The 13,267-nt window shown below is 62.0% G+C and carries 17 protein-coding genes; 13 read left to right on the forward strand and 4 right to left on the reverse strand.

Translation table 11 applies throughout. The features are described 5' to 3' along the window. Positions 1 to 96 precede the first annotated feature (96 nt). The 7 genes from AYK65_RS13060 to AYK65_RS13090 all read left to right on the forward strand — a co-directional run bounded on the left by AYK65_RS13060 (position 97) and on the right by AYK65_RS13090 (position 6,022). Complete coding sequence (locus AYK65_RS13060) at positions 97 to 1,185, forward strand: branched-chain amino acid ABC transporter substrate-binding protein (RefSeq protein WP_081158658.1); 1,089 nt, start codon at positions 97 to 99, stop codon at positions 1,183 to 1,185. Next, positions 1,182 to 2,189 carry a P1 family peptidase gene (locus tag AYK65_RS13065; protein ID WP_081158660.1) on the forward strand — a complete coding sequence of 336 codons (1,008 nt, stop codon included), beginning with the start codon at positions 1,182 to 1,184 and terminating at the stop codon, positions 2,187 to 2,189. Before AYK65_RS13060 ends, AYK65_RS13065 begins: the two co-directional genes overlap by 4 nt. A gap of 78 nt (positions 2,190 to 2,267) precedes the next feature. Next, a complete protein-coding gene (gene rpe / locus AYK65_RS13070) occupies positions 2,268 to 2,948 on the forward strand; it encodes a ribulose-phosphate 3-epimerase (protein ID WP_139793178.1) in 681 nt (226 codons plus the stop codon). After that, positions 2,945 to 3,682 carry a DUF2259 domain-containing protein gene (locus tag AYK65_RS13075; protein WP_081158662.1) on the forward strand — a complete coding sequence of 246 codons (738 nt, stop codon included), beginning with the start codon at positions 2,945 to 2,947 and terminating at the stop codon, positions 3,680 to 3,682. The genes rpe and AYK65_RS13075 overlap by 4 nt, the downstream gene beginning before the upstream one ends. Beyond that, positions 3,682 to 4,239: a hypothetical protein gene (locus AYK65_RS13080; RefSeq protein ID WP_081158713.1), complete on the forward strand. Its 558-nt coding sequence runs from the start codon at positions 3,682 to 3,684 to the stop codon at positions 4,237 to 4,239. Before AYK65_RS13075 ends, AYK65_RS13080 begins: the two co-directional genes overlap by 1 nt. 63 nt (positions 4,240 to 4,302) lie before the next feature. Beyond that, positions 4,303 to 5,610 (forward strand): adenylosuccinate lyase, encoded by a 1,308-nt coding sequence (gene purB / locus AYK65_RS13085; protein ID WP_081158664.1) that lies wholly within the window; start codon positions 4,303 to 4,305, stop codon positions 5,608 to 5,610. Positions 5,611 to 5,692: 82 nt separating this feature from the next. Next, complete coding sequence (locus tag AYK65_RS13090; protein WP_420810249.1) at positions 5,693 to 6,022, forward strand: PilZ domain-containing protein; 330 nt, start codon at positions 5,693 to 5,695, stop codon at positions 6,020 to 6,022. An 81-nt stretch (positions 6,023 to 6,103) separates the two neighbouring features. Here the strand turns inward: AYK65_RS13090 and AYK65_RS13095 are convergent, their stop codons facing one another. Next, positions 6,104 to 6,934 carry a DUF2189 domain-containing protein gene (locus AYK65_RS13095; RefSeq protein WP_081158666.1) on the reverse strand — a complete coding sequence of 277 codons (831 nt, stop codon included), beginning with the start codon at positions 6,932 to 6,934 and terminating at the stop codon, positions 6,104 to 6,106. A gap of 164 nt (positions 6,935 to 7,098) precedes the next feature. Between AYK65_RS13095 and AYK65_RS13100 the strand changes: the two genes are divergently transcribed. Further along, on the forward strand, positions 7,099 to 7,653 hold the full coding sequence (locus AYK65_RS13100) for an RBBP9/YdeN family alpha/beta hydrolase (RefSeq protein ID WP_081158668.1): 555 nt from the start codon (positions 7,099 to 7,101) through the stop codon (positions 7,651 to 7,653). A gap of 82 nt (positions 7,654 to 7,735) precedes the next feature. Here AYK65_RS13100 and AYK65_RS13105 read toward each other — a convergent pair whose 3' ends face one another. Then, on the reverse strand, positions 7,736 to 8,050 hold the full coding sequence (locus AYK65_RS13105) for a DUF1476 domain-containing protein (protein WP_026614001.1): 315 nt from the start codon (positions 8,048 to 8,050) through the stop codon (positions 7,736 to 7,738). Positions 8,051 to 8,279: 229 nt separating this feature from the next. On the opposite strand from AYK65_RS13105, the gene purC reads away from it, so the two are divergent. From purC to AYK65_RS13125, 4 genes are all read left to right on the forward strand, one after another. Then, the gene (gene purC / locus AYK65_RS13110) at positions 8,280 to 9,044 is read left to right on the forward strand and encodes a phosphoribosylaminoimidazolesuccinocarboxamide synthase (RefSeq protein ID WP_026614000.1); all 765 of its coding nucleotides are present in this window, start codon (positions 8,280 to 8,282) and stop codon (positions 9,042 to 9,044) included. A gap of 17 nt (positions 9,045 to 9,061) precedes the next feature. Further along, the gene (gene purS / locus AYK65_RS13115; protein ID WP_003531405.1) at positions 9,062 to 9,304 is read left to right on the forward strand and encodes a phosphoribosylformylglycinamidine synthase subunit PurS; all 243 of its coding nucleotides are present in this window, start codon (positions 9,062 to 9,064) and stop codon (positions 9,302 to 9,304) included. A gap of 143 nt (positions 9,305 to 9,447) precedes the next feature. Continuing rightward, positions 9,448 to 10,119 (forward strand): phosphoribosylformylglycinamidine synthase subunit PurQ, encoded by a 672-nt coding sequence (gene purQ / locus AYK65_RS13120; RefSeq protein ID WP_026613999.1) that lies wholly within the window; start codon positions 9,448 to 9,450, stop codon positions 10,117 to 10,119. 51 nt (positions 10,120 to 10,170) lie between these two features. Continuing rightward, on the forward strand, positions 10,171 to 10,575 hold the full coding sequence (locus AYK65_RS13125; protein ID WP_046120906.1) for a hypothetical protein: 405 nt from the start codon (positions 10,171 to 10,173) through the stop codon (positions 10,573 to 10,575). A 106-nt stretch (positions 10,576 to 10,681) separates the two neighbouring features. Here AYK65_RS13125 and AYK65_RS13130 read toward each other — a convergent pair whose 3' ends face one another. Together AYK65_RS13130 and AYK65_RS33840 are read right to left on the reverse strand one after the other, a co-directional pair. Next, on the reverse strand, positions 10,682 to 10,993 hold the full coding sequence (locus tag AYK65_RS13130) for a DUF1330 domain-containing protein (protein ID WP_026613997.1): 312 nt from the start codon (positions 10,991 to 10,993) through the stop codon (positions 10,682 to 10,684). 396 nt (positions 10,994 to 11,389) lie between these two features. Beyond that, on the reverse strand, positions 11,390 to 11,632 hold the full coding sequence (locus AYK65_RS33840) for a DUF1127 domain-containing protein (protein WP_244559971.1): 243 nt from the start codon (positions 11,630 to 11,632) through the stop codon (positions 11,390 to 11,392). Between the two features lie 82 nt (positions 11,633 to 11,714). Here AYK65_RS33840 and AYK65_RS13140 point away from each other — a divergent pair, with 82 nt between their 5' ends. Further along, positions 11,715 to 13,133, forward strand: coding sequence for an aminotransferase-like domain-containing protein (locus AYK65_RS13140; protein WP_081158670.1), 1,419 nt, complete (start codon positions 11,715 to 11,717; stop codon positions 13,131 to 13,133). Positions 13,134 to 13,267 lie beyond the last annotated feature (134 nt).

The raw sequence follows: 13,267 nt of genomic DNA on the forward strand, positions 1-13,267 counted from the left end.
ATTGCGGCGGCGACAAAGCCCGACAAAGGCACAATCTTTTCCTTTGACGAGTGGAGCCACATCCTTAAAACATGGCGGTCGATGGCGGGAAAACCCATGTTTAGATCAATCGTTTCGAGCCTTTTCGTCGCTGCACTGGCGCTGAGCAACCCTGCGTCCGCGGCCGGATTGAAGGTCGCCGTCGTCGCTCCCGCCGACGGCCCCTTTGCCATGCTCGGAAAACAGATCATGGACGGGGCGACCTTCCAGGCGACGGACCGTGGCAGCGAGGTGATTCCGATCGGCGAAAGCTGCGATCCGGCGGGTGGCGAGGCCTTGAAGAAGGGGCTGCTTGCGAGCGGCGCGGAGGCGGCCATCGGATTCCTCTGCACGGAGAGCCTCGAGGCAGCATTGCCGGCGCTCGCAGAAGCCGGCATCCCCGCGATCACCGTCGGCGTCCGTTCCGACATCCTGATGGAAGACGCTCTCAAGAAGAAATGGCCGTTCTACCGGCTTGCACCAACCGCCAAGGCCGAAGCTGCGGCGATCACCGACGTCATCATATCGAACTGGAAGGGCAAGCCGCTCGCCCTCATCGATGACGGGACGATTCATAGCCGCGAGCTTGTCGAGAGCGTCCGCAATGCTCTTGCCGAGATCGGGGTGACACCCGTCTTCACCGATACTTACCGTCCCGCCCAGGAACAGCAGGTAAGCCTCGTTCGGCGGCTGGCAAAGAGCGGCGCAACCCACGTCTTCACCGGCGGCGACCGGCATGACACGGCCATCATCGCGCGCGATGCCAAAGCGGAAAATGTGGCGATAACGCTCCTCGGCGGCGACGTGCTGAACGCCGCCGATCTCGACGTGCCGCTCGAGAACGGCGTGCTTGCCGTGACGATACCCGATCCGGCGCGATCTCATGAGGCAGCGGCTGTCGTCGATGCAATGCGTGTCGCGAAAATCGAACCGGACGGCTATGTGCTTCCCGCCTTCGCGGCCATGTCGATTCTCGAGCAGGCAAAGGATCAAGCAGCAAAGGACGGCAGCGCCCTTACGGATGCGCTCCTGAAGGGCCCCTTCCCGACTGTCCTCGGACCCATTCAGTTCAATACTGCTCATGAGCGGGCGGAGACGCCCTTCAGGCTGATGCAATGGAAGGACGGCCGTTTCGTCGAAGCTTTGAATGCAGGCAATGCGCAATGATGCGCAAAGGACAGAACAATCTGATCACGGATGTCGCCGGCGTGCTCGTCGGTAATGCCGAGGATCACCGTCTGAAGTCCGGCGTCACCGCCGTACTTTGCGATCCGCCGGCGACAGCCGCAGTGCAGGTGCTTGGCGGCGCACCCGGCACGCGCGAAACCGATCTGCTCGCGCCGCACAATACGGTCCAGGCCGTCGATGCGGTCGTGCTTTCCGGTGGCTCCGCCTTCGGCCTCGACTCCGCCTCGGGCGTGCAGGCGGCACTTCGTGAAATGGGGCGCGGTTTTGCCGTCGGACCGCACCGGGTTCCGATCGTGCCGGCGGCGATCCTGTTCGATCTCGCCAATGGCGGAGAAAAGAATTGGGGACGCTTTTCCCCCTATCGTGATCTCGGCTACGAAGCAGCGCGTGCCGCGGCGCCGACGTTCGCGACGGGGACCGCCGGTGCGGGAACGGGCGCCCTCACAGCCACTTTCAAGGGCGGTCTTGGTTCTGCATCCACTATACTGGCCAATGGGATCACCATCGGCGCCCTTGTGGCCGTCAACGCGGTCGGTTCGGCAACGGTGAGTGACACGCGCCACTTCTGGGCCGCTCCCTTTGAACTGGACGGCGAGTTCGGCGGGCTGGGCCAGCCCTCTCCCTGGCCACAGGATGCGGGCATCCCACGGTTCAAGTTCCGCGAACGCCAGGCGGCGGGCACAAATACGACCATTGCGGTCATTGCCACAGACGCGGTTCTCACCAAGGCCGAGGCGAAGCGCTTGGCGATTGCCGCCCATGACGGCTTTTCCCGCGCGCTGTGGCCGTCGCATACACCGCTCGACGGCGATCTCGTCTTCGCGCTTTCGACCGGCGCCAGCGGCAAGACACTGCTGCTGCAGGATTTCATCGACCTCAGCGCCGCAGCGGCGGCTACGATGGCGCGCGCCATTGCGCGCGGGGTTTACGATGCGCGTGACACCGGCGACGATCTGATACCCGCCTGGTCGGCGCGTTCCTGAGCGTCGCCCGCCGGATTTCTTCTCTGCAGTTGTTCAGGCGGCGGCAGGATGCTATGGCGCCAGAAAGAGCCGGAGCCTATGATGACACATCCCATTCGCATTGCCCCGTCGATCCTGGCGGCCAACTTTTCCAAACTCGGCCAGGAGGTTCGCGATGTCGTCGATGCCGGCGCCGACTGGATCCATCTCGACGTCATGGATGGCCATTTCGTGCCGAACATCACCTTCGGACCGGACGTCATCAAGTCGCTGCGTCCTCACACGCAGGCGACTTTCGATTGCCACCTGATGATCTCCCCCGCCGACCCCTTCCTGGAAGCTTTTGCGAAGGCCGGCTGCGACATCATTACCGTCCATGCCGAAGCCGGACCCCATCTGCATCGCTCACTTCAGACCGTGCGGTCTCTTGGCAAGAAGGCGGGCGTCTCGCTCAACCCGGCGACACCGGAAAGCGCCATCGAATATGTCCTCGACACGGTCGATTTGATCCTGGTGATGACGGTCAACCCCGGTTTCGGCGGCCAGAAGTTCATCGGCGCCATGGGGGAGAAGATCCGGCGCATCAGGGCGATGGTCGGCGACAGACCTATCGAGATCGAGGTGGACGGCGGCATAGCGCCAGAAACGGCGGACATCGTTGCCCGGGCCGGTGCCAACGTGCTGGTCGCCGGTTCGGCCATATTCAAGGGTGACTCGGTCGAGGCCTATCGCCGCGCCATCGAAGCCATTCGCTCTCCGGCGGAGAAGGCCCGCGCATGATGATGCGTTCGGCCATCGCAGGCGTGGCGCTGGCCGCGGCGGTTGCCGCGGACGCTCTTGCCGGCGACTATGCTGCGCTTCAGCCGATCGGCTTTTCATCTGACGGTAATGTCTTCGCCTTCGAGGAATATGGCGTCCAGGATGGCTCCGGCTTTCCGTACTCGACGATCTACATCCTCGACACGCGCACCGACAGCTTCCTGCCCGGAGCACCCGTACGCGCGGTGGTCCAGGAGGACGGGGGCGGTCTGCACCGGGCGCGCAGCGAAGCCCGCAGCCGCGCCGCGCCACTGATCGACGCCCATCGCCTCGACCAGACACCGGGAATATTGGCCGCCTACAATCCAATAACCGAAGCGGATGCTGCGCCGCATGCACTGCGCTACAACGCCTTTCCCGCCGACGCTCCCTTCCGCAAGACCTATGCGCTGAAGCTCGAGGAAAAGAGCTTCGAGCCGGAGGGGATCTGCAAGGATTTCCTAAAAGAGGTCAAAGGCTTCCGCCTGACGATGACCGAAAAGGCCAATAAGCCTGCGGCGGACGTGCTTCAGGATGACGTACGAATTCCGCAGAGCCGTCGCTGTCCAACGGGTTATCGCATCGGCGGCGTCGTCACTCGCACCAATGACGATGGTTCCGAGGTGCACGTGGCCATGATCCTGGTCGAGTCGCTCGGTTTCGAAGGCTCGAGGGATGGCCGCTGGATTGCGGTGCCGATCCGGATTCGGGGATGATGGAGGAGGAAGCGGCGGTTCGAGCCATAGCAGAGCACCCGGACGCGGCCCTGCCGAGGCCTTCTCGTTTCACGCATTCCTTTCCGACCCTGCGGGAGATCCTGATCGGCGCTCCCTGTTGGGGTCTCACCATGGCGCTGTCGGCGTGGCTTGCGCTCTGGCTTCGCGAGAACGACGCCACGTTCCACTTGAAGAGCATCCTTGTGCTCTACGGTTCCGGTGGCCTGCTCGCTTGGCCGCCCTCGCTGTTCGCCGCGCGCTATGCGGCCCGGGGGCGCACGACCTCAACGCGCTTTGCCGCCTTTCTCCTCTGCCTAGTCGCAGGCACAATCGGCGCCACGGCGTTACTCTTCGCGCTCGACTACCGGATGTTCTACGCGCAGTGGCACGCCGCGGCCGGCACGCGCACCTGGTTCTTCCAGTTGGCGTTCACCTCGGCTGGCGCCATTTACCAGTTTCTGGTCCTGGGCGTCCGGCTCTACCTGCCGCTCGCCGTTCTGGCGCTGGTCGTCGCAAGCCTGGCGCTCGCACGTTCGGATGCGCGGCAACGGCGTTGAGCTTCACCGTCATCTTTGATAGAGGCACAGCCATCCTCCACTGACGACGAAAGCGTGAAGCCCATGATCCCCCGTTATTCCCGGCCGGAAATGGTGGCCATCTGGTCGCCGGAAACCAAGTTCCGCATCTGGTTCGAGATCGAGGCGCACGCCTGCGATGCGCTGGCCGAAATCGGCGTGATCCCAAAGGAAGCGGCCAAGACCATCTGGGAAAAGGGCGGCGCGGCGACATTCGACGTCGCCCGCATCGATGAAATCGAAGCGGTCACCAAGCACGACGTCATTGCGTTCCTCACCCATCTTGCCGAGTTCGTCGGGCCCGACAGCCGCTTCGTGCACCAGGGCATGACGTCGTCCGACGTGCTCGACACCTGTTTCAACGTGCAGCTCGTGCGCGCGACCGACCTGCTTCTTGCCGACATGGACAAGTTGCTGGAGGCGCTGAAGCGCCGAGCCTTCGAGCACAAGGATACGGTGACGATCGGCCGCTCGCACGGGATCCACGCGGAGCCCACCACCTTCGGCGTCAAGCTTGCGCTCGCCTATGCGGAGTTCGACCGCTGCAAACAGCGCCTTGTCGCCGCCCGCGAGGAGATCGCGACCTGCGCCATCTCCGGCGCGGTCGGCACTTTCGCCAACATCGACCCGCGGGTCGAGGAACATGTGGCGAAGGCACTCGGGCTGAAGCCGGAACCCGTCTCGACGCAGGTGATCCCGCGCGACCGCCACGCGATGTATTTCGCGACCCTCGGCGTCATCGCTTCCTCGATCGAGCGCTTGGCGACCGAAATCCGGCATCTGCAGCGTACCGAAGTGCTGGAGGCGGAGGAATATTTCTCGCCGGGCCAGAAGGGCTCCTCCGCGATGCCGCACAAGCGCAATCCTGTGCTGACGGAGAACCTGACAGGCCTTTCGCGCATGGTGCGCGCCTTCGTCGTCCCGGCCATGGAGAATGTTGCGCTCTGGCACGAACGCGACATCTCGCATTCCTCGGTCGAGCGCATGATCGGACCCGACGCGACGGTGACGCTCGATTTCGCGCTGGCACGGCTGACCGGGGTGATCGACAAACTCGTCGTCTATCCGGAGAACATGATGAAGAACCTGAACAAGTTCCACGGGCTTGTTCATTCGCAGCGTGTTCTCCTCGCCCTCACCCAGGCCGGCGTGTCGCGCGAGGATGCCTATCGGCTAGTCCAGCGCAACGCGATGAAGGTTTGGGAAGAGGGCAAGGATTTCCTCAAAGAACTGCTCGCCGATGCCGAGGTGCGTGCGGCGCTTTCCGAGGAGGCAATCCGCGAGAAGTTCGACCTCGGCTATCACACGAAGCATGTCGACACGATCTTCCATCGCGTCTTCGGCACGGCGTAAGCCTTGCTGTCGCCCGCATCGGCGTTCTTCGCTCAAATGCGGGCGATTTCTTTAGCGGCTCCTTAGATATTGCGTGGAAAAAATCGAAGCCTGCGAGATCAGGTTTCGAGGAAGCCATGGCGTACAAGGACAGCATTCAGCGCGTAACGATACCAAGATAACAGGAACGGTCACCTGCAAGACCGGTTCGAGCAGCGGCATCGTACGTGACCTTTCCGAAGAAGGCATCTGCTTCCAGCTCCTCTTCGATCTCGGTGCCCGGACCGGACAGGAAGTGACGATCCGCAGCGAAGAGCTCGGCTTTCTCACCGGCATGGTGCGCTGGGTTCGCGGCGACAGGATCGGCGTCAAGCTCAACCTGTCGTCGAATACGGCGGCCCAGATCTCGTCCTATTACAAATTCTTCCGCTGACCTGCGACCTCGGCAAGTGAATCGAGATGCGGTACGCGCAAAGCGATGCGGCTTTGCGCGCGCCGTCTCGTGCTGGGTGGATCAGAGAGCTTGGTCGCGCCTACCGACCGCGTCGCCCCCTGCGGGTTCCACCAGCTTGCGATAGAGGTGCCAGGTGGCGTGGCCGAAGATCGGCATGATGACGGCAAGCCCGACGAAGACCGGGATTGAGCCGAGCACCAGGCCGGCTGCGATGATCAACCCCCAAAGGGCAACCGGCACAGGATTGGCAAGCGTCGCCCTCACTGAGGTCTCGATCGCCGTGAGCGCCCCAACATCGCGATCAAGCAGCAGCGGGAACGTCACAACGCTGATCGAAAGCACGACCACCGCAAAGACGAAGCCGACGAGATTGCCGACGATGATCAGGTTCCACCCCTGTTCCGTGCCGATGATATTGTTCCAGAATTCGGAAATGGTGGCCGGAGGGGTTGGGCCGAACATGGTTACGTAAAGGCCCTGGGCGACCAGCAGCCAGACAATGAAGATCACGAACAGCAGGCCTGCGACCGCGAGGATCGATGGGATCGCCGGGTGGCGGTGGAGCCGCATGGCATGCGGCCATCGCGCGTCCATACCGAGTTCGCGGCGCCTGCTGATCTCGTAGAGAGCGATGGCCGCAACCGGCCCGATGAGGGCAAAGCCGGACGCGAGCGGATAGAGCAGCGGCAGCATATTCGCGCCCGCGCTCCAGGTCATCAGCACGACGCCGGCGACGGGATATATGAGACACAGAAAAACATAATGCGACGGCTTCTCGCGGAAGTCATCCAGCCCGAGACGCAACGCATCGAACACATCTGCAATGCCAATCTTTCGTATGCCGGGAGCGATAGTCGTATTCGTTCCCGACAGAACATGGAAGGTTGTCATGGCTCACACTCCTCAACGAACCAGAGCGGCCACGGACCCACGACAGCGGCGAAAAAAATGGGCCGCTGTCAAACCGCGACCGACAAGTCCGATTATACAGAAAACGCGGCCTCTGTCGCCTCCGCCTTGACTTCGGCTCTTTTCGCCTCCAAATCGCGGCGATCATGAAGGTCTCCGAAACTCATATTCTCATCGTTCCGGGCTATACCAATTCCGGCCCCGGCCATTGGCAGACCCGTTGGGAGCGCAAGCTCTCGACCGCGCGCCGCGTCGAGCAGGCGGAATGGTCGAAGCCGGTGCGCGAAGATTGGGTGGCGCGAATGGTCGAGGAGGTCAACGCAGCCGAGAAGCCGGTCGTCGTCATCGCCCATTCACTTGGAGTCGCAACAACGGTCCACGCCCTGCCGCATTGCACGCGCAAGATCGCCGGCGCATTCCTGGTTGCGCCGCCGGAGGTCGCCAACCCCAATATCAGACCGAAGCATCTGATGACCTTCGGTCCTTATCCCCGCGATCCCCTACCCTTCCCGTCGATTATGATCGCCAGCCGCAACGATTCGTTCGGCTCCTACGAACACGCGGGCGACATCGCCAATGCCTGGGGATCGCTGCTGATCGATGCGGGCGATGCCGGCCATATCAACACGGAATCGGGCCACGGCCCCTGGCCGGAAGGCTCGATGGTCTTCGCCCAGTTCCTGAGCCGCCTGCAAGCATGAGCCGCGCCTTGAACTGCGGCAAAACAAAAGGCCGCCCAATCAGGGATCGGGCGGCCACCATCTTCCAAAGAATGCAGGGAAATCAGCTATTCTGGACCTGCTCGACAGCCTGGGCCAGGAACTCCAGCATGCGGGCGCGGATCTCGTCTTCCGACTGGGCCACGCCGGCGGCGTCGAAATCGGCCTTGATCTTGCGTATTACATCCTCGTGGCCGGCCTCCTCGAAGTCGGCGGCGACGACCTCGCTGGCGTAGGCTTGCGGATCAGCCTTCTTGAGAAGGCCCGCAGCCCAGAGACCGAGCATCTTGTTGCGGCGCGCCAAGGCCTTGAACCTCAGTTCCTCGTCCAGTGCAAACTTCGCCTCGAAGGCCTTCTCGCGATCCTGCATCGTCGTCATCAATCGATCTCCCTCAAAAAATCCTGCCGGAAGCATTCTCGCCATAAACCAAACGCCACGCAAAGTGCAACGTGCGTTTTCGTCTTTGCCGACTTTCATGATACCCTAATCTAAATCGGGGGATGGGAAGACACGCCGATTGTGAAATGTGTTCTTTTCAGATATGGACGCGCTGAGAAAATTCCCAAATGCGCTACCCAAGAGCGCCAACAACCACAGAGACAAATCCATGAATCGTCGCCGCCGTATCTACGAAGGCAAGGCCAAGATCCTTTATGAGGGTCCGGAACCGGGCACGTTGATCCAGTTCTTCAAGGATGACGCCACCGCTTTCAACAAGAAAAAGCATGACGTTATCGACGGAAAGGGCGTGCTCAACAATCGCATTTCCGAGTACATATTTACCCATCTCAACAAGATCGGCATTCCGACGCATTTCATCCGCCGCCTCAACATGCGCGAGCAGCTGATCAAGGAAGTGGAGATCATCCCGCTCGAGATCGTCGTGCGCAATGTTGCCGCGGGTTCGCTGGCCAAGCGCCTCGGCATCGAGGAAGGCACCGTCCTGCCACGCTCGATCATTGAATTCTATTATAAGGCCGACGCGCTTGATGATCCGATGGTTTCGGAAGAGCACATCACCGCCTTCGGCTGGGCGAGCCCGCAGGAACTCGACGACATCATGGCGCTCGCCATCCGCATCAACGATTTCCTTTCCGGCCTCTTCCTCGGTGTCGGAATCCAGCTCGTCGATTTCAAGATCGAATGCGGCCGCCTCTACGAAGGCGACATGATGCGCATCGTTCTCGCCGACGAGATCTCGCCGGATAGCTGCCGTCTCTGGGACATCGAGACGAAGGAGAAGATGGACAAGGACCGGTTCCGCCGCGATATGGGCGGTCTGGTCGAAGCCTATCAGGAAGTGGCCCGCCGCCTCGGCATCATCAACGAGAACGAGCCGCCGCGCGGCTCTGGTCCGGTGCTGGTCAAGTAAATTCAGGGAAAGCAGAAGTGATCAAGGCACGCGTAACCGTGACGCTGAAGAACGGCGTTCTCGACCCGCAGGGTAAGGCAATCGAAGGTGCACTCGGCGCGCTCGGCTTCGACGGCATCGGTCAGGTCCGCCAAGGCAAGGTTTTCGACCTGCAGCTCGAAACAGCCGACAAGGCCAAGGCGGAAGCCGACCTCAAGGCCATGTGCGAGAAGCTGCTCGCCAACACCGTCATCGAAAACTATAGCATCTCCCTCGCCTGACCGTGAGGGAACAGCGCTCGTTGGGTTGATGTGCTGGCGTGGGCAGCCGACGTTGCCGATGTCGAATCGCGAAGATCAATCCCTGCGGTGCGTTCGAAACAGCCTCGGAAACCGTTCCGGGGCAAAGGCAAGGTAGGTACGTCATGAAGTCAGCCGTCGTCCAGCTTCCAGGCCTCAATCGCGACCGTGACATGATCGCGGCGCTCACCAAGATTTCCGGCAAGGCGCCGGTCACCGTGTGGCAGACCGAGACGGAAATCCCGGATGTCGACCTGATCGTCATCCCCGGAGGGTTCTCCTATGGCGACTACCTGCGCTGCGGTGCGATCGCCGCGCGCATGCCGGTGATGCAGGCGATCAAGGCCAAGGCGGAGCAAGGCGTGCGCGTCCTCGGCGTCTGCAACGGTTTCCAGATTCTCGTCGAAGCGGGTCTCCTGCCGGGAGCGCTGATGCGCAACGCCTCGCTGAAATTCGTCTGCCGCGAAGTGAAGCTCGAAGTCGTCAATCCCGAAACGGCTTTCACCCGCGCCTACGCCAAAGGCCAGGTGATCCGCACTCCGGTTGCTCACCATGACGGCAACTATTTCGCCGATGCGGAAACGCTGAAGACGATCGAGGGCAACGGTCAGGTCGTGTTCCGCTATGCAGAAGGCACGAATCCGAACGGCTCGATCAACGACATCGCCGGCGTGATGAATGCCAAGGGCAACGTGCTCGGCATGATGCCGCATCCGGAAAATCTAATCGAAGTGGCGCATGGCGGCTCTGACGGACGCGGAATCTTCGCATCCGCGCTCGACGTAATCGCTGCTTAACCTTATCGCTGCTAGAAGGCGGCATCGATCGTCAGCCGAGCGGGGCCGCCAATGTCATCCATGAATCACGGACGTTTTATCGCGCTCGCTTGCGCTTCCGCAAGTTTGGCGCTTGTGGCCGCCTGCCAATCGAAACCTCCCGCGCCGGCGGCGAGTACTGCAGCATTGCCGACAATGGAGCGGGTGGCGCTCGGCGCCAATGCCTGCTGGTTCAAGTCGGGTGACGCCGCCTTCAAGGCCTATCGTCTTGCCCCGGAACTCAATTCGTTCTCCGGAAGGCCGCGCATTTTGCTTGTGCCGCGCAAGTCGCCCGAGGCGCGACCGCTTGCAGTTATCCAAGCCGAGGGCCACCCCGCTCGTCTGCAGGCATTCGGACCGCTGCTGAGCGAGCCCGTCGGCACGCGCATCGCAACGGACGTCCGCCGCTGGGCCGCCGGCGGCCAGGGCTGCAGCTAAACCGAGCACCGGGCGCCCGCAATTCGACCTGCAGCACGATCCGTCTCGACATACCGTCAGGCACCTGAGTTTGAGCCGCCTTTCGCAGGCCGGCTCAACAGGGACATTATGGAGCCGATGGCTGGGCGCCGTCGTAACCTTCGACAATCGCCAGGTCCATCACGGACTTGCCCTGCCGAAGCGCCATGGCTTTCGCATACTCGGGCGAGTGATAGCACTCCACCGCCGCGTCATATGTCGGGAATTCGATCAGGACAATGCGCGAACGCAGCTTTCCCTCAGGCGCTTCATATTGGCCACCGCGGGTGAGAAAGCGCGCGCCGTACTTTCGAAACGCATTCGCATTCTCCGCTTTATAGGCTTCGTATCCCTCCGGATCGGTCACATCGACAGAGGCAACCCAGTATCCCTTCGCCATCGCTTCCCTCCAATTGCTATTCGGCAGGGCCAATAGGGCTGCAACAATACCATTCTGACGCGTATCGCGACATACGCCATGCGCAGCGGCATTCTGCGGAGCCGCTCCCCGGGGGATTTCCACTGTTCGGTGAGCCGGTGGCTCCCTCCTGCCACGGCGTTGGAGCCGCTGCCGACTTCTCCCCGTGCGCGCTACTGCGAGATTCCTTAAATCGGAATCGATTTTAAGGACAAAATCATGCAGCACTCAACGTGCTACAGCGACCTTTGCGCGTCCGATTGGACGCGCGGCGCTGTAAAGCGCGTCGCGTTCAATCGAATTCATGCGACGCGCTTTAGGTCTTTGTTTGTGCATGTCGTTGACCCAAAACCGCTGCACACTGTTGGGCGACATGCATTAGCGCCAGAACGGAACGGCCGCCTCTCTCCGAGCCTCCGCCTCCGTCACTCCGATGTCCGTGAGCAGGTGCGCGCTCAGTTCGTCAAGGGCCAAGCGGCTGCGCCTCTTGGCGGCCAATGCGCAGTAGAAATGCCAGAGTCGCGACAGCAGATTCCGCTCCGCGCCTTGCCCACCATAGGCGAATCGGCTTCGCGCATAGGCCGCGTCTCGCCCCGGCTGAATTGCATCAATTGCACTCATTGTCATCACCGTTGCATTGCTTGAATTCTCCTAGACAGAGATAATTGACGCAGGCGGCGAAGCAATATAGATAATTGTCACTATGACAACTTGGCTTCCCGACATACAGCAGGGGCAAGGACCGCTTTACGTGCGGATTGCCGATCAGATCGAGCAAGCAATCGGCGACGGCACCCTCCCCGCCGGCGCGAAGCTACCGCCGCAACGCAATCTCGCCTTCGATATCGGCGTGACGATCGGCACAATCGGCCGCGCTTACGGCATTGTGCGTGAGAGAGGGCTCGTCAGCGGCGAGGTCGGCCGCGGCACCTACGTCTTGGATCATCCGGAGAGCAGGCCCGCCGAGCAGGCGGACCCTTTGACGACCTCGCTCGCCGGAACGCGACCGCTTATCGCACCGGCCGGCAAGCTGCGTTTCGACAGCACGGCCGCGCCGGACATCGGACAAGGCGATGTTCTGGCGAAACTGCTGGGTGACATCAGTCGCGAGCATTACGCGGACATCGCCAGCTACGCCCGCAACTTTCCGGATCATTGGTTCGAAGCAGGCTCGCTGTGGCTGGCATGCGGCAATTTCCAGCCGCCGCCGGAAAGCGTCGTGCCCACGCTCGGCGCGCATGCCGCCGTGATTGCGGTGATTGCCGCCATCACCTCGCCGGGCGATCGTATCGCGTTCGAGACATTGACCTATTCGCAGATCAGCCGAAGCGCCGGTCTCATCGGCCGCAGGATCACATTGGTGGAGAGCGACGAGTTCGGGCTGCTCCCGGACGACTTCGAACGCGTGTGCGCGCAGCAGCACCCGAAGCTCGCCTTCCTCATGCCCGGCGCCCACAATCCCACGGTTGCGGTCATGCCGCTCGACCGGCGCCGGGCGATCGTCGAGATCGCACGCAAATACGGCGTCTGGCTCGTGGAAGACAATCTCTACGGCGCGATGACCGGCGATCCGATCCCATTGCTGGCGGAACTTGCGCCCGAGCGAACCTTCCTTGTCGGCGGCCTTTCGAAGTCGGTCGCCGCCGGGGTGCGCGGCGGCTGGGTCGCCTGCCCGCCGCATTTCAGCCAGCGTATTCGCGTCGCTCACAAGATGGTAAGCGGCGGTCTGCCCTTCATCCTTGCAGAGCTCTGCGCCCGGCTCGTACTTTCCGGATCGGCATCGGTCCTGCGCAACCGCGGTGTCGAGGAGATCGGCGCCCGCGAAGCGATGGCGCGCGAAATCTTCTCAGGCTTCTCGTTCAACTCTCATCCGAAGGTGCCGTTTCTCTGGTTGAAGCTGCCGGAACCCTGGCTGTCCGGCACTTTCAAGCAGGCGGCGCTGCAGGAAGGCGTGCTCGTCGACGACGAGGACGAATTCAAGGCGGGACGCGCCGACCGGGTCTTTCATCGCATTCGCATCGGCTTCTCCTCGCCCGTCAATCGATCGGACGTGCGGACAGGATTTGAAATCCTGCGCCGATTGCTCGATAGCGGACGCGCCGGCTACGACAGCTTCGACTGAGGCCTTTCTACGCGCCGCCGCCGGCCCTGCCCGCGCGCTGTTGATCGACCGTATTTTTCTGTCGCGCCGCGCGGCAGCATAGGCTAAAGAAGCCGCAAAGCGCCCCATAATGTCTATTTGCGGTTCGCACGCGC

It is taken from the genome of Ensifer aridi (assembly GCF_002078505.1).
Taxonomy (GTDB): domain Bacteria; phylum Pseudomonadota; class Alphaproteobacteria; order Rhizobiales; family Rhizobiaceae; genus Sinorhizobium; species Sinorhizobium aridi.

Excerpts from the sequence above, each read along its gene's own strand:
- AYK65_RS13065 (WP_081158660.1), top strand. The coding sequence starts at position 1,182 with ATGATGCGCAAAGGACAGAACAATCTGATCACGGATGTCGCCGGCGTG.
- AYK65_RS13075 (WP_081158662.1), top strand. The coding sequence starts at position 2,945 with ATGATGATGCGTTCGGCCATCGCAGGCGTGGCGCTGGCCGCGGCGGTT.
- AYK65_RS13095 (WP_081158666.1), bottom strand. The coding sequence starts at position 6,934 with ATGACAACCTTCCATGTTCTGTCGGGAACGAATACGACTATCGCTCCC.
- rpe (WP_139793178.1), top strand. The coding sequence starts at position 2,268 with ATGATGACACATCCCATTCGCATTGCCCCGTCGATCCTGGCGGCCAAC.
- AYK65_RS13105 (WP_026614001.1), bottom strand. The coding sequence starts at position 8,050 with ATGACGACGATGCAGGATCGCGAGAAGGCCTTCGAGGCGAAGTTTGCA.
- AYK65_RS13060 (WP_081158658.1), top strand. The coding sequence starts at position 97 with ATGTTTAGATCAATCGTTTCGAGCCTTTTCGTCGCTGCACTGGCGCTG.
- AYK65_RS33840 (WP_244559971.1), bottom strand. The coding sequence starts at position 11,632 with ATGAGTGCAATTGATGCAATTCAGCCGGGGCGAGACGCGGCCTATGCG.
- AYK65_RS13080 (WP_081158713.1), top strand. The coding sequence starts at position 3,682 with ATGGAGGAGGAAGCGGCGGTTCGAGCCATAGCAGAGCACCCGGACGCG.
- AYK65_RS13130 (WP_026613997.1), bottom strand. The coding sequence starts at position 10,993 with ATGGCGAAGGGATACTGGGTTGCCTCTGTCGATGTGACCGATCCGGAG.
- AYK65_RS13125 (WP_046120906.1), top strand. The coding sequence starts at position 10,171 with ATGTCATCCATGAATCACGGACGTTTTATCGCGCTCGCTTGCGCTTCC.
- purB (WP_081158664.1), top strand. The coding sequence starts at position 4,303 with ATGATCCCCCGTTATTCCCGGCCGGAAATGGTGGCCATCTGGTCGCCG.
- AYK65_RS13100 (WP_081158668.1), top strand. The coding sequence starts at position 7,099 with ATGAAGGTCTCCGAAACTCATATTCTCATCGTTCCGGGCTATACCAAT.
- AYK65_RS13140 (WP_081158670.1), top strand. The coding sequence starts at position 11,715 with ATGACAACTTGGCTTCCCGACATACAGCAGGGGCAAGGACCGCTTTAC.
- purQ (WP_026613999.1), top strand. The coding sequence starts at position 9,448 with ATGAAGTCAGCCGTCGTCCAGCTTCCAGGCCTCAATCGCGACCGTGAC.
- purC (WP_026614000.1), top strand. The coding sequence starts at position 8,280 with ATGAATCGTCGCCGCCGTATCTACGAAGGCAAGGCCAAGATCCTTTAT.